Here is a 14,101-nt window from a genome sequence, read left to right as displayed (position 1 = left end):
TCCGTCAGGTTACGGGCGCCGGCGCCATCGGCGGCGGGAAGGTCACGATCGAGGATACGGCGGCAAGATGGATCGCGCCGGCGATGCGGTCGGCGCGGGTGGCAAGCGGGGCCTGAAGATCGGCGAAAGCCGCGCCAAGCGCCGCCGCGGCCGCCCCCGTCGCCGCCGGCGGCGAGGCAACGCCCGGCCCGAAGCTCTGGCCCGCGGCATAGGCCATGAAGGCCATCGCCACCCCCTGCCCCGCCGCACTGGCCGCCCCCGCCTGCAAGGCCGGGATCAGCATCGCCTGAAGCTGGCCCTTGCGCGCGGCCGCGGTGGTGCAGGGAACGCCCGCCGCCATCGCACCCGCGAACCAGTCCGCGATCGCCCCCGCCAGCGCCCGGGCCGACGCGGCGACATCGCCCGGATGGTCGCCGCCTTCCGGCACCAGCCAGTCGGCTTGCAGCGATCGGGACAGGATCGAGGGCAGAAGCGGCATGAACCCCTCACTCGGTTTTCGAGACGTTGGACAGGTGGCTGGCCATCATCGGCTGCACCGGCGGACCCGAGGGGCCGACGCCGGTCGGATGGGTGTGGCTGTTGAAAAGCTGCATGAAACTGTCGCCAAGGATCAGCTTTTCCGAGGCATTCGCGCCCAGCTTGATCCGGTCGGCGGTGATGGTCAGCTCACCCGCGCCGGTCAGGCGGATCTCGACGCCCGAGGCTTCGGCGATCACCACCACGCCGCCGTCATCGTCCAGACTGACCAGATGGCCCGCGGCGGTGCGCAGCACATGCAGGCCGGGCCGGGCCGGGCCGTCGGCGCCCTCGGGCGTCTCGGGGCCCGACTGGCTGGCCAGATCGTCGGTGCCCCCCCCGCCCGAGGGCGCCCCCCAGAAGGTGCCGACCCAGATCGGCCGCATCGGATCGCCGGCCTCGAATTCGATCCAGACCGTGTCGCCCACTGTGGGCATGGCATAAAAGCCGCGGTTCAGCCCGCCGCCGAACGGCGCACAGGGCAGCGCCCAGCCGCAGGGCTGATCCTCGCCGAACACTTCGGGCACGCGGGCGCGCAGCCGGCCGATCTGGCGCGGGTCGTCGGTGTCGGTGACGATGCCGGCATATTTGCCATAGAACGCCGGCCGCCCCGCCGGCCCCGCAAGCGCCACCAGCGCCCGCACCACATCCGGGCCAAAGCCCGCATCCGTCAGCACCCGTCCGGGGTCGGCGCCTTGTCCGGTCATGTCGGGGCCTCTGCTTCGGCGGATTGGCCGAAGGGCTCTGCCCCCCGGCGGCCAAGCGCGTTCGAACGCGCGGTGAACCGCTGCTTCAGCGTCCCGGCCGCCATCTCGGTGCGGACCTCGGTGACGTAGTAGCTGCCGCTGAGCCGGTCGCCCACGCCCTTGACCAGCACCGGACGATGGGCCCGCAACAACCCGCGGTAAAGCGCGGGGTCCAGTTCGCCCCGCGCCTCGACCACCATCCGGTCGCGGGCGCCCTGCCCGTCGGCCTGCGCATTGATCGCCTCGTCGCGCGGCAGGGCCCCGCGCAGCAGGCGCACCGCCCCCGTGGCCCCCGCCCGCACCAGCCCCTCGGCCGCCTGCGTCGCAAACAGCGCCTCGCCCATCGGGTCTTCCTGCGGCTCGCCCCCGGCGCGCACCAGCCGCTTGGCCACCGCATCGATGGCCGCACCGCGCCGGCCCGCGGGGCGATCATGGGCGATCTCGAAATCGATCCAGATCAGGTTTGCCGCCTCGCGCAGAACGGTCAGATCGGCCTGAGGCGGCTCGTCGCCGCGGCGGGGATGGAAATGGCAGACGGTCTCGCCGCTGGTCGGATCGGGCTCGAAATAGGTGACAAAGCCGTTGCGCGCCGCCAGATGGCGCAGAAAGGCCCAGTCGTCGGCGCGCTGGATCAGCAGCATGTCATCCTCGGCAAAGCGGGCGGCGGTGCTGTCGGCCTCGATCCGCAGACCGTAGCGGCCGGCGATCTCTTCGGCGGCCCCGGAATCGCCCATGTCGGGATAGCTGGCCACCCGCTCCTCGGCCGCCAGCAGCATCGCCGGACAGGCGGCCAGAACCTCAAGCCAGGAATTCGCCTCGGGGTCTTCGAAATGCGGGCGCAGATGCGACAGATGGCCGGCAAAGACCACCTGATCCGTGCCGCCGGGCGCGGCCAGCGTCAACCGGATCGCGGCGCCGGGATCGAAGGTGCCATCGTCCAGCAAGCCATAGGTGCCATCCGCCCCCTGCGCCAGCCGGAAGCGCAGCGCCAGTCGCGCCGTGCGGTCGTCGCCTTCGGTCAGGTCCAGCGCATCCAGCCGCGCCAGCGCCGCATCCGGCAACCGTTGCCCGTCAACCTCGATCGAGACGCGCGGCGTGGCCATCCCCGTTCCTCACTTGTCCGGTGGAATGGCAATCGGTGCGCCGGGCCGGATCGCGTCGAACGGGTCAAGCGTTTCGGCGGCATCGGCGATGCGCCACAGCTTTTCGGCGTCGCGGTAATAGCGCGCGGCCAGCGTATCAAGGCGGTCGGTGTCGGTCGCGATCCGGGCAAAGACCGCCGGGCGCGCCGGGCGCGGGGCAAGCCCGATCAGATCCACGTCCGAGCCATCGGCGCGCACCCATGGCACCCGTGGCGTCTTGGCATAGCGGCTTTTGCGGTCGGTGGCCAAAGCGTTCCCCTATTGCGGCAGGTTGATCGTGGTGCCCTGATCGGCGGTCGTATCCAGATAAAGCCGGGCCATCCGGCGCCGGTTCGCCGCGGTGAATTCCAACGAGGCCCGGACGCGCGCATTGTCGCGCGCCTCGGCTTCGCCCAGCACTTCAACGCCCACCTCGATCTCGGCGCGGATCGGGTAAAGCTTGCCGTTGAACACCGTTTCGGCGATGGCCATGCCGGTGATCTTCACCGGCACCACCCGCCGCTCGCCCCAGACAAACAGCACCAGCGGCCGCCGCCCGCGGGCGCGCACCGGCTCGGTCCCGTCCGAGGGCGCCTCGGTTTCGCTTTCCACCGGATGCAGCAGATCCTCGAGCGCGGAAATCTCGGGCAGCACGCCGTATTCGACCGGCAGGGACGAGCGCGCTTCCTCGCGCTGTGCCAGATCGAAGCGCAGCAGCACCGAAAAGCTTTCCTTCAGCGCCCCGGACGAGGCATCGGCGCCGCGTTCCCCTGCCCCGCCGCCGCCCGCGGCATTGGCGCCGGGCGCCGCCCCCGCCCCTCCGCCTTCGGCCTGTTCCAGCGCAAGCTGGCGGGTCAGCGTTTCGGGGTTGAAACGGAACGGAATGAAGCGCGCCATGACCGAGGTATCCTCGGGGTCGTAGACGGCAAAGGCGCCCTGGGTGAAGTTGACGGTCTCTGTCATGGCGTCTCACTTTCGATGCGGTCCAGCAGCGCCCGTTCGATCCGCCGTGCGATGGTTTCGGCCGCGCCGGGGGCCAGAAGCCCACCGGCCTCGGTGATCTCAAGGCGCAGCGCGGACAGATGCAGCGCGCCCGAATGACCTTCGGACAGACGCCGGCCCAGATCTTCGGCAACCGCCTCGACCATCGCGCGGATGCGGTCGGCCTGATCGACGGGGGCGCCCTCGATCACGATTTCGTCCAGCGTGACAAGCAGATCCCGCGCGGTCATGGCGCCGCCCCCTCGATCCACAAGGCCAGCGGCCCCAGATCCTCGGCCCCGCGCGGCAGGCCGGATTTTTCCAACTCGCGCACCAATGCGCGTGCAAGATGGCGCGGGCCGACGGGTGCGGCCTCGGCCGCCGCCAGATGCGCCGCCGCCACCGCGGCATTGCGGATGTTGCCACCGGCAAGGCGGAACCGTTCGGCCAGCATCTCGACATCGACCTGGCGATCCAGCCAGTCCGGCCCGGGCAGATGGCGGCGCCAAAGTTCCGCGCGCTCGGGTTTCTGCGGCATCGGAAATTCGACGATGAACTGCATCCGCCGGGTGAAGGCCGGGTCAAGGTTCGCGCGCAGATTGGTGGCCAGAACCACCACACCGGCAAAGGTTTCCAGCCGTTGCAGCAGGAACCCCACCTCGATGTTGGCATAGCGGTCATGGGCGTCCTTGACCTCGGACCGCTTGCCGAACACGGCGTCGGCCTCGTCGAAGAACAGCACGCCATGCCCGGCATCGGCTTCGTCAAAGATCCTCGCCAGCCGCTTTTCGGTCTCGCCGATGTATTTTGATACGACCTGAGACAGATCCACCCGATACAGGTTCAGCCCCAGCGCATGGGCAAGGCAGCGCGCGGCAAAGGTCTTGCCGCCGCCGGGCGGGCCGGAAAACAGCAGCGACAGCCCCTGCGCCATGCCCGCCGCCCGCGGCAGGCCCATCCCGGTCCAGACCTGCGCATCGGTGCGCCGCCAGTCCACCGCATCGCGCAACTGCCCGCGCATCTCGGGCGTGGCCACCAGATCGTCCAGCGTGACATCGGTCGGAACCACCGTGACGAACGGCCCCATCCGCCGCGCGCCGGCGGCAAGGATGGCCTGTTCCAGGCCTGTGGCCACAGAGGGCCGGCGGCAGCTCGGGCCTGGGTCCGGCGGCACCCCAACGGCCATCCCCCCGCCTGTCATTCCGGTCTCTGTCAGCGCCTCAAGCGTAAGGGCCTCTTGCCGGGCGGCCAGAAGTTCGGGCAGGGTCAGGGCAAACCGCGGCGCAAGCCGGTCGGCAAGCCCGGCCGGCACGCCTGCGGCCTCCCACACCGCCCGGGCCCGCGGCGGCGCAAGGGGGGGTGCATCCACCGCGCGGATGCGGCCCGTCTCCAGCCGGTCGGGGGCCAGCAGCACCAGCCCGCCCCCGAAATCCAGCGGCAGCCGTGGCTCTTGATCCAGATCGAACAGATCGACGGCCAGCGGCACGGACGACTCGCCCGGATCGGGCACCGCCTCGCCGGGGCGCAGGGCCAGAATCTCGCAGGCGTGGCCCGGCAGCAGCGCGGCCAGATCCAGCGCCAGTTGTCGCGCCATCCGCCGCGAGGGGCTGCGCAAAGAGACCGCGCCTTCGCCGGCAAGGATGCGCATCGCCGCCCGTGCCTCGCGGGCCAGGATCGGGGCGTGGTCCGCCACCAACCGCTCGCCCCGCGGCCGCGCCTCACGGCGGAAGACCCGCGCCAGCCCCGCCGCTGACAGCCTAAGGCCATGCTGCGCCGCCGGAAGCTGAAGGTTCGCCGGCGCGGCCAGTTCCAGCCGCCCGCCCGGCTCGCCCGCCGCGGCAAGGGCCGCTGCCAGTGCCGTGTCATAATCCAGGCGCAACCCCGCCACCGCGATGCGGGCAAAGACCGCCGGGGTTGGCAGATGCAGGCCCGGATTGTCGGCCAGGATCGAAAAGGCCGCCGCCGCCTCGGGGAAGCGTTCCGCGGCCACCGCGGCGGCCTCGGCCCAGGCTTCGGGGGCCAGCGGCAGGTCGGCGGCCTCGTGGGTCAGCGGCTGCCAGTCGGTCTCGCACCCCGGCCAGCCAGAGCGAGGCTCCAGCGCCGCCGCATCGTCGGCGGCGATCTGGTGGCCCACCGCCAGCAGCGCCGCGCGCCGCATCCATTCGACCGGCCGGCCCGAGGCGGCACCCATCCCCATCGCGGTCATGGCGCGATCTCCAGCAGGACGGGCGGTGTGAAGCGGCCGGTGTCAAGGCGCAGCGCCACCAGATGCGGGATGGGCCGCAGACCGGCCGCATCCAGCGCCGCCCGCGATGCGCTGACCTGCCCCGCCAGAACAACCGCGGGGGCAAGCCCGATCACCTCGGCGGGCGAGCGGATGCCACGCTCGGGCCACAGGAAGATCCGCTCGGCCGTGGCAAGACCCGCGCCGGTCAGCACCAGATCGGCGCCCGGCGGCAGCGGTGCCAGCGGCGCATCCAGCGCGGCAAGGCCCGCCTCGGTCACTGTCAGCGGATGCCGTTCGGACGGGCCGTCCGGACCGATCAGGATCACATCCAGCGCGCCGGTCGCACTGGCGGCGGGATAGGTGGCGAACACCCGCCCCTCGCCATCGGGCCGGGCAATCTGGTCGGGGCCTGCGGGGGCATCCGCAAAGGCAAACCGCGCGGCCCCGATCAGCAGCGCCGTGGCGCCCCCCGCCTCGACCGTATCAAGCCTGAGACGCCGCCCCGCCCCCAGCGGTGCGGGATGCATCGCCCGGATCACCGGGCGCGTCACTGGCTGCGGGCCTTCCAGTCGCAGCCCCCCCGGCGCCACCAGATCGGGTGCCGGGCGCGGCGCGGCCAGCCGATCCAGTTGCACCGGCCCCAGTTCAACCAGTGCCCAAGGGCGGTGGCGCACCTGAAGCGGGGTGAATATCTTTTCCATCAGATCCGCAGCCACCGGCACCACCGCAATCGTCAGCCGTCCGCTGCCCGGCACCGGGTCGATCCCGGCAGAAGCAGCGATGGGCAGATCGATCACCGGCCGGGTCTCGATCGCTTGCAGCGCCTGCCCCAGACGGTTGATCGCCTGTGTCGGCTCGCCCGCGCCCGAGGTGCCGTAAGCGGTCACAAGATAGAACGCCGACAGCGACACCGGGGGCGGGCGGCTCTGGCCATCCCCGCCCGTCACCCAGGGGTCGTTGCGGTGGGTGGGCTGCGGCGTGACCCACAACAGCGACAGCCTGACCGCCTCGGCCTGGGCGGCGGGATTGTCCAGCGGCGGGGCAGCCAGCACGTCGGTCAACGCCGGCTGGATCAGGCCGCGAAGATGGGCGGCAAGGGCACGGCCGGCGTCGTGAAGGTTGGCGATCCGGGCCATCTCAGCCCTCGCCCGGCCGGGGGATCGCATGGCCGCGGGGCGCCCGCCGGGGGCCCGGACGCAGCACCGGGGGGGTGGCGCGTCCGGCCATGGGCGGGGGCGCCACCAAGGTCAGCTTGCCGATCTCGATCCGCACCTTCGGCGCGGCGGGCGGTGGCATCGGCGGCAGAGCGGGGGCCTTTGCCGCGGCCGGATGCAGCACCGGGGGCAAGGGTGCCGGCGCCGCGGGATCACGGCGCACCAGCGGCTTTTGCGGCGGCTTGGGCCCGGCCGGGACCGGATCAGGGGGACTGCTGTCCTTGCGGGCAGCCGTCGGGGGCGGGGCCGCGACGGTCGGCAGAGCCGGCCTCGGTCCGACCGGCAAGGGTGGGGACAGCACCGCAGGCTTTGGCGGCTGCGCAGGGCTTTCAGGCGGGGGGGCGGCCTTCAGCCCAAGGCGCAGGGCCATCGCCTCAAGCCGTGCCGGATCGGCAGGAAGCGGCGGAGGCCGTGGCGCGGCGGGCGGCGCCTTGCCCTGCGGCGGCGCGGGCGGGCGCAGGTCGATCCGCACCACGCGCTGCGACGGGCGGTCGGTGGGGGGGGCCGGGCGGTCAGGCGGCGCGACAGGGGCAGCGCGGGCAGGCAGCGGGGCTGCGGGCAGACCCGCCGCAGCCGGGCGGGCGGCTTCTGCCTGTCGCGCCACCGGGGGCCGCGCGGGCGCGGTCTGCGCCGGCAGGACCGGGGCCGCCGCCAAGGGGGCAACAGGCCGAGCGGGGGCGCCAACCGGCAGTGGCATCTGCCGGGCGGGGGGCATGGCCATGGCGGGGGACGCCTCTTGCCGCGGCGGCGGGGGCGCGGCCACCGGGCGCGCGGGGGGCATCGGCGCCGCGGCGTCGGGGGCCGGCGTTTCGGGTGCAGGCACGGGCGCCGGGGCCGCACCGGGATGCAGCACCGCACCACCGCCCGCGGCCTCGGGCACCTCTCCGACCAGCCGGGCAAGACGGGGCAACCGCATCAGCCCGCCCCCCCCTTCGCCGCGCCCATCACCTCGGCCGCAAGGATGCGGCGCAGATAGGACTGCCGGCGCGCGACCGGAAGCGACAGGATCTCGGCTTCGCTCCAGTGATAGCACGAGGCAAGACGGTGGACCTCATCCAGCAGGCGGTCGGCGCGGGCGCGCATTTCGGCATCCAGAAAGGCCGCGACATCAAAGGGCAGCACCATCGGCGCGCCACAGTCGGTGCAGGCGGTGCCGATTTCCAGCCCCAGACCCGCGGCCCTCATCTCAAGCGCCAGAAGCGTGGCGGCGCGCGTCGGGCCTGACAGACGGGCCGCGGCCTGATCCTCGTCGCCCAGCAGCAGCCCCAGAAGCCGCCGCAACGCCGCCTCGCCCGCCACGCCCGAAGCCTCCAGCGCCAGAAGATGCGACAGCCGGATCGGGCCTTCGTCCCCCGACGGGACCGAGGCACCGCGCGGCAGATCGTCGGCCGAAAAGATCAGCGCGATCCCCGCGCCACAATCCGGGCAGGTGGCCTCGGCCTCGATCCGGCGGCCGAACAGATGGCTTCGCAGCGCCAGAAGCCGCGCCTCCCATTCGGGCAGCGCGGGATCGCCCGCCACTTCGGGGCCAACCGCCGAGGCCAGCGCCAGCAGCCGACCATGCGGCCCCACCGCTGCCGTGTCGTGAAACGCCATCTCGTCCCGTCCGGTCAGGGCGCGCATCGGTCAGGCCCTTCCGGCTCAGGTCTCGGCCGGCTCCGTCACCGCCTCGTCCAGCTCGAACCCTTCGTATTCCACCTTCAACGTCTGGATCGCGATGGCATTGGCGTTGGCGTCCATCTCGGGGAGGGCCTGAAACTCGCTGACCCAGGCGCGAAGCAGGTTGAAGGCCATCACAGGCGTGCCCTGCATGTTCAGCACCTGAACCCGCACCGATTTGCGATAGCGCAGCAGGCTGTTGGCGGCCTCGCCCTGCGGGTTGTTGACCTCTTGCGCCCATTCAAGGAACTGCCGGTCATGGGTCAGGCCGGCTTCGAAGGTGACGGGTTCGAACTTGGTGCGGCCGGGCAGCTTGCGCACCACGCCCGCATCGGCGGCGGCCCGCCATTCGATTGCCTCGGTCGCCTTCTTGATCGCCGACATCTTGGACAGGGCGGCCACAGTGCGGCCATCCCATGTCACACGGAAGCGGAAGTTCTTGTAGGGGTCGATCCGGTGCGCGTTGACGGTGAACATCGGCATGGCAGGGCTCCTCAGCGCCGGGTCATCTGGCTCAGGGTGACGATCACGAATTCGGCAGGACGCAGCGGCGCGAAGCCCACAAGGACATTGACGACACCGGCCGCCTGATCGTCGGGCGTCGTGGTGTCGGCGTCGCATTTCACGAAGAATGCCTCGCGGCTGGTCGCGCCGGCGAAGGCGCCGTTGCGGAACTGTGCCTCCATGAAGGCACCGATGGAGGCACGCAGCGCGGCCCACAGGTCTTCGTCATTGCCTTCGAACACCGCCCATTGGATGCCGTTGTAAATCGAGCGGCGCAGGAACATCGCGGTGCGACGGACGTTGATGTAACGCCATTCGGTCGTGGGCCGGCCGGTGCGGCCGCCCCAGACCACCCGCCCCGCGCCGGGGACGGTGCGCAGCGCGTTCAGCCCGTGGGGGTTCATCTGGTCCTGATGGCGGTCAAGCACCTGAAAATCCAGACCGACCGCGCCGGTCAGCGTGGCCTCGATTCCGGCGGCGACCTTCCAGACCCCGCGGCGGCCATCGGTGCGCCCGTAAAGCCCCGCGACATGGCCGGCCGAGGGGATCGCCCGCGTCGGATTGCGCCCCACCCCGGCCGGGTCCGAGATCACGATCCACGGCCAGTAAAGCGCGCGGTGATCCGAAGACGTGATGCCGGTCCGGGCGTGGCCCACCGCCGCCGCCACCGGATCGGCCGCCCCGCGCGCGCGCGGCGCATCGGCGACAAGGAACAGATCGCGCTGGGGCCGCGTCTCGACATAGCCCATCACGGCATTCACAAGCCCATTGTATTCGGCGTCGCTTGTCGCCCCCAGCATCCCGTCCGAGGCGCAGACGATCAGCGCCGCATCGTCGATGCCGTCAAGCCCGGCCAGTGCGGCCGTATAGGCATTGGCGGCCATGGTCGCGGCCCCGCCGCGCCCGCCGGTCATCGCCACGCCCGGCGTGTTGCCGGTCACTCCGCCCTGATTGCGCGGCCGGAACGCCACCACCGGATCGGTCCCCGCCCATTCGACATAGGCAGAGCGGGCGAACTGGTCGATCATGTATTTCTCATCGGACGGATCGGCGGAAAGCCCCTCGAACCGCTCGACCTCGCGGGTGTCGGCCTCGCCCACGGGGCGATGGAAGACGATCGCGTTGAAGCGGGCCGGATCGCCGTCGGTGGCGTCAGTGATCGCCACCCGCAGCGCGTTCCCCCACTGACCCGGACCGCGCGCCCGCAACGCCGACCGGCCCGCGCCGCGCAGGATGCCGACCTCGCCCGCGGCAAGGTTGTCGGGGCGGAAGGCGGGGCCCGACCAGCGGATGTCGGGATCGGCGGCAAGCTGGGTCATCAGCGTGTCGGGCAAAAGGTTGGTCAGCGTCGGGTTCACCGCCCGGTTGGCGAAGTTCGCGCCGTTGTCGGTCGAGACCCGCACCGTCAGGTTGAACTCGCCCGCGTTGCCGCTGGTGGCATTGGCCACCACGATCTGGATCAGCTCGTTGTCGGCCGGCGCCCGCGCCTGCACGATGCGCGCCCGCGCCCCTGCCGGGCCGGCCAGCGTCACCGCGCGTTCGGCATCGACCGGCAGTTCCGCCGCCGCGGCCGGATTGCCGCCATCGGCCGCCACAAGGCGCAGCACATAGGCGCGCGGCCCGCCATTGTCGAAGAACCCCTGCACCGCATAGGGCATGAACAGCCGCTGGGTCGCCGCATCGCCCTGATTGCGGAAATGGCCACCGAACAGGCGCCGGAACTGGATCGCGCTGGTGATCGAGGTGGGGCCGATGGGGCCACGTTCGGTTTCGCCCACAAAGATGGTGACGGCGGTCGGCGCGGCCTCGATGGCACGCGCGCCGCCCGGCGCCTCGCGGACATAGACACCGGGGGTCAGGGGGGTGGTCATGGTGATCCTCGCGCGCTGGCTGTGGGCGTGCGGCATCGGTCGGCGGCGGCCGGCCCGCGCCCGGACAATGAACCTGAGACCAGCGGAAAGACCCGCCGTCTGACGAACGTGCTTACGAAAGCTGGACCCGCGCAGGCGATCGCGCTTGCGCGGAAACTCTGTTCAGGCAGGCCACAGGGCGCCACAATTGCGCGTCAAAGAGCTGTGGGGCTTGCCCGGCAACACCCCAAAGCCGCGGTCTGGGCCTTTATCGCGTGATCATCAGCCACCTAGCCGATTCGCGTCAAGATTGTTTCAATTCACGCCGTGGTAATTGGCAAATGGCCATCATTGTGCCGAAACGGGCACCACTGCGGCCGGCGCCCGCGGTCAGAACACCGCATGTTCCCCCAGATCGACGCGCGCTTCGTCGCGCAGCAGCCGGTCATAGAAGTCGAACAGCGTTTCCGACCCGGCCGAGGGCGTGGCATCGGCATCATAGCGCCCGGTGACCGGATCAAGGACCAGCATCGATTCGGTCGCGTAATAGCGCCCGATGCGGGCCAGTTCGGCCTTGTCGCGCAGGCGCGGAAAGACCCGCCCCAGCCCGTCCAGAACCGCGATGATCGTATCGAGCAGCGCCACCGGCACCTGCCGGAACCGCGGTTCGCGGCCAAGCGCCCGGAACAGGTAGTCGCCCTGTTCGCGCGGGGTGATCGCCGCGCCCGGCCCGCCGATCGGCAGGATACGGTTGCGGCGGGCGGGATCGTCCAGACAATCGGCCATATAGGCGCCAAGGTCGTCGTCGCTGATCGGCTTGCAGGCGGTCAGCGTGCCGTCTCCGAACAGAAGGAAGGGCTTGCCCTTGCGCACCCTCTCGACCTGACCCGACAGCGATTTGAAGAACGCGGTCGGGCGCACGATGGAATACTCCAGCCCCGATTGCGCCAGAACCGTCTCGAACGCCAGTTTCGCCTGCTGGAACGCCAGCAGCGGGCGCTGCACGCAGATTGCCGACAGCAGCACGACCTGCGTCACCCCGGCCCGTTCTGCCGCCGCAAGCGCATCGACATGGGCCTTGTGGTCGATGGCCCAGGCGTCACGCGGCACCCCCGTGCGCGAGGCAAGGCAGGACACCAGCGCATCAAACCGTTCACCACAAAAGCCGTCACGCGCAATCGAGGCCGGATCAGTCACATCGCCAAAGCGCAGGATCGCGGCATCCGGCAGACCGCGCCGGTCCCCGGGGGTGCCGGGGCGCAGGAAGCACACGACCTGATGCCCGCGCCGCAGCAGCGCGGCAACGGTGGCCCGGCCGATGGTGCCGGTGGCGCCAAGCATGAACACCCGCCGCGGGCGGGGCGAAAGGGGCGCGGGATGCAGTTCGGTCATGGCATTGTCCTTACCGGCCGCGAAGGCAGGGTCGTGGCGGGTTCCGGCCCCACCATAGGCAGGGCCGGGCCGGATCTGAAGGGGACGTCCGGTCGCGCCGGGGTGCCCGGACATCCCCGAGCACGCAGCGTCCTTGCCTGTGGACGCACCCGACAGGCTGGCCCCCGGCCTTAACGCAGACGGTTAATCTGCGCCGGATGCCGCCGGCCCAACCATGTCTCGGTCGGCGGAGCGCCTGACAGGCTGGCCCCCGACCTTAACGCAGACGGTTGATCTGCGCGGGATGCAACTGGCCCAGCCATGTCTCGGTCAGCGGCACGCCCTCGCGGGTGAGGAAGGCGCGCAGGTCGGCGGTCTCGACACCCTCGCCGGCCTTCAGATCGAAGATCAGCCGCCAGCGGTCGGTGCCCACCACCGGCAGGGTGTAGGGGCGCAGGATCTCGACGCCCGCAGGGGCCGAGATTTCGGGGGTGACGCCATCCTGCTGGCCAAGGCCCGCCAGCGCCGGGCCTTCGAACTCCAGCACGACCTTGATGACATCCCTGGGCCGCGGCTGGCCCGGCACGCCGCCATTGCCGATCCGCGTGGCCACCGTGCGCGCCAGTGTCATCTGAACCGGGGGGGTCGCAACCCAGTGCAGCCGATAGTCAAAGCGCATCTCCTCGCCGGGAAGCGGTTGCTTCTCGGGGTTCCAGAACGCCACGATGTTGTCATAGATCTCGTCGTCGGTCGGGATCTCGATCAACTGCACCGCACCCGCCCCCCAGGGCGAGGTGGGTTCGACCCAGACCGAGGGGCGGCGGTCGTAGAACACGCCGTCGTCCTGATAGTTGTCAAAGTCGCGGTCGCGCTGGACCAGACCGAAGCCCTTCACATCGCGGTCGAAATAGCTTGAGGTCACCACCCGATCCGGGTTGTTCAGCGGCCGCCAGATATGTTCTCCCGCGCCGGTATGGACCATCAGACCGTCGGTGTCATGCACCTCGGGGCGCCAGTCCGCCGCCTGAAAACGGTTGGCTTCCGAATACCAGAACATCGAGGTCAGCGGCGCCACGCCCAGCCGCTCGACCCCGTTGCGGAAGAACAGCCGGGACGAGATGTCCATCACCTGACCCTTGCCGTCCTCATTGCGCATCACCATGCGGTAGGCGCCCGCAACGCTGGGGCCGTCAAGCAGCGCATGGATCACCGTCCGGCCCTCGGCATCCTCTTCGATGTAGAATTCGGTAAAGCGGGGGAACTCTTCCGGGATCGACAGGCCGGTGTTCAGCGCGACGCCGCGGGCCGACAGCCCATACTGGCGCAGCGCGCCATCGGTGCGGAAATAGGCCGCGCCCAGAAACGAGATCCAGTCGCTTTGCATGTCGGGCCGCATGATGCGGAAGCCGGCATAGCCCGCGTTGCCCGCCAGCGTCCGGGCGGGGCTGTCCTCGGGCATGTCGAACTGGTCGGGGCTGTAGATCACCTCGCGCGCGGCGCCGTCCTTGACGGCGAAGATGCGGACGGGCTGGCGGAAATAGGTGCCAAGATGGAAGAACTGCACCGGCGTGGTGCCAAGGTGCAGCGTCGCCTCGGGGCGGAAGCGGATGCGCCAATGCGCGTCATAGTCGATCTTTTCCAGCACCTCGGGCTGTGCGACCGGTGTCGGCACATGCGCCTGCCGGGCCAGTGCCGCGGCACGGTCGGCCAGCGCGTCAAAGCTGAAGGCGGCAGGCTCTGAATAGGTCAGGCCGGGCAGCGCCGCCGGGGCGGCGGCCGGCTGATCGGCCGCCGCGGGGGCGGCAAGGAGCAGCGCGGACAGAAGACTGAGGGCTGTGATGCGAAGGGGCGGCAAGAGGGGCTCCATGACTGCCTCCACGGGCGGAGGGTTGCGCATCGCATGTGGGGGAAT

General features: G+C 70.9%; 14 protein-coding genes. All 14 read right to left on the bottom strand.

All coding sequences use genetic code 11. From position 1 onward, the window contains the following. Positions 1 to 4: 4 nt before the first annotated feature. The 14 genes from CRO07_RS08345 to CRO07_RS08275 all read right to left on the bottom strand — a co-directional run bounded on the left by CRO07_RS08345 (position 5) and on the right by CRO07_RS08275 (position 14,056). Positions 5 to 478 carry a hypothetical protein gene (locus tag CRO07_RS08345; protein ID WP_097030235.1) on the bottom strand — a complete coding sequence of 158 codons (474 nt, stop codon included), beginning with the start codon at positions 476 to 478 and terminating at the stop codon, positions 5 to 7. 7 nt (positions 479 to 485) lie between these two features. Next, positions 486 to 1,223 carry a phage baseplate assembly protein V gene (locus tag CRO07_RS08340; protein WP_097030234.1) on the bottom strand — a complete coding sequence of 246 codons (738 nt, stop codon included), beginning with the start codon at positions 1,221 to 1,223 and terminating at the stop codon, positions 486 to 488. Then, positions 1,220 to 2,365 carry a hypothetical protein gene (locus tag CRO07_RS08335; RefSeq protein WP_097030233.1) on the bottom strand — a complete coding sequence of 382 codons (1,146 nt, stop codon included), beginning with the start codon at positions 2,363 to 2,365 and terminating at the stop codon, positions 1,220 to 1,222. Before CRO07_RS08335 ends, CRO07_RS08340 begins: the two co-directional genes overlap by 4 nt. 9 nt (positions 2,366 to 2,374) lie before the next feature. Continuing rightward, a complete protein-coding gene (locus tag CRO07_RS08330) occupies positions 2,375 to 2,653 on the bottom strand; it encodes a hypothetical protein (RefSeq protein ID WP_097030232.1) in 279 nt (92 codons plus the stop codon). Between the two features lie 9 nt (positions 2,654 to 2,662). Then, positions 2,663 to 3,346 (bottom strand): hypothetical protein, encoded by a 684-nt coding sequence (locus CRO07_RS08325; RefSeq protein ID WP_097030231.1) that lies wholly within the window; start codon positions 3,344 to 3,346, stop codon positions 2,663 to 2,665. Next, the gene (locus CRO07_RS08320) at positions 3,343 to 3,615 is read right to left on the bottom strand and encodes a hypothetical protein (RefSeq protein ID WP_097030230.1); all 273 of its coding nucleotides are present in this window, start codon (positions 3,613 to 3,615) and stop codon (positions 3,343 to 3,345) included. The genes CRO07_RS08325 and CRO07_RS08320 overlap by 4 nt, the downstream gene beginning before the upstream one ends. Continuing rightward, positions 3,612 to 5,570: an ATP-binding protein gene (locus CRO07_RS08315; RefSeq protein ID WP_102016831.1), complete on the bottom strand. Its 1,959-nt coding sequence runs from the start codon at positions 5,568 to 5,570 to the stop codon at positions 3,612 to 3,614. Before CRO07_RS08315 ends, CRO07_RS08320 begins: the two co-directional genes overlap by 4 nt. Then, positions 5,567 to 6,727 (bottom strand): Pvc16 family protein, encoded by a 1,161-nt coding sequence (locus tag CRO07_RS08310; RefSeq protein ID WP_176504522.1) that lies wholly within the window; start codon positions 6,725 to 6,727, stop codon positions 5,567 to 5,569. Before CRO07_RS08310 ends, CRO07_RS08315 begins: the two co-directional genes overlap by 4 nt. Before the next feature lies 1 nt (position 6,728). Then, the gene (locus CRO07_RS18645; protein WP_176504521.1) at positions 6,729 to 7,721 is read right to left on the bottom strand and encodes a hypothetical protein; all 993 of its coding nucleotides are present in this window, start codon (positions 7,719 to 7,721) and stop codon (positions 6,729 to 6,731) included. After that, positions 7,721 to 8,428, bottom strand: coding sequence for a hypothetical protein (locus tag CRO07_RS08295; protein WP_097030226.1), 708 nt, complete (start codon positions 8,426 to 8,428; stop codon positions 7,721 to 7,723). Before CRO07_RS08295 ends, CRO07_RS18645 begins: the two co-directional genes overlap by 1 nt. An 18-nt stretch (positions 8,429 to 8,446) precedes the next feature. Further along, on the bottom strand, positions 8,447 to 8,947 hold the full coding sequence (locus CRO07_RS08290) for a phage tail protein (protein ID WP_097030225.1): 501 nt from the start codon (positions 8,945 to 8,947) through the stop codon (positions 8,447 to 8,449). 11 nt (positions 8,948 to 8,958) lie between these two features. Then, the gene (locus tag CRO07_RS08285; RefSeq protein WP_176504520.1) at positions 8,959 to 10,839 is read right to left on the bottom strand and encodes a phage tail sheath family protein; all 1,881 of its coding nucleotides are present in this window, start codon (positions 10,837 to 10,839) and stop codon (positions 8,959 to 8,961) included. Positions 10,840 to 11,208: 369 nt separating this feature from the next. After that, the gene (locus tag CRO07_RS08280) at positions 11,209 to 12,210 is read right to left on the bottom strand and encodes an NAD(P)H-binding protein (protein ID WP_097030223.1); all 1,002 of its coding nucleotides are present in this window, start codon (positions 12,208 to 12,210) and stop codon (positions 11,209 to 11,211) included. A gap of 256 nt (positions 12,211 to 12,466) precedes the next feature. Continuing rightward, positions 12,467 to 14,056 carry a glucan biosynthesis protein gene (locus CRO07_RS08275; protein ID WP_097030280.1) on the bottom strand — a complete coding sequence of 530 codons (1,590 nt, stop codon included), beginning with the start codon at positions 14,054 to 14,056 and terminating at the stop codon, positions 12,467 to 12,469. Between the last annotated feature and the right edge of the window lie 45 nt (positions 14,057 to 14,101).

Source organism: Cereibacter ovatus, from assembly GCF_900207575.1.
Classification (GTDB): Bacteria; Pseudomonadota; Alphaproteobacteria; order Rhodobacterales; family Rhodobacteraceae; genus Cereibacter_A; species Cereibacter_A ovatus.
Note: the sequence above shows the minus strand (reverse complement) of the source record. Positions and strands in the feature narration are given on the sequence as shown.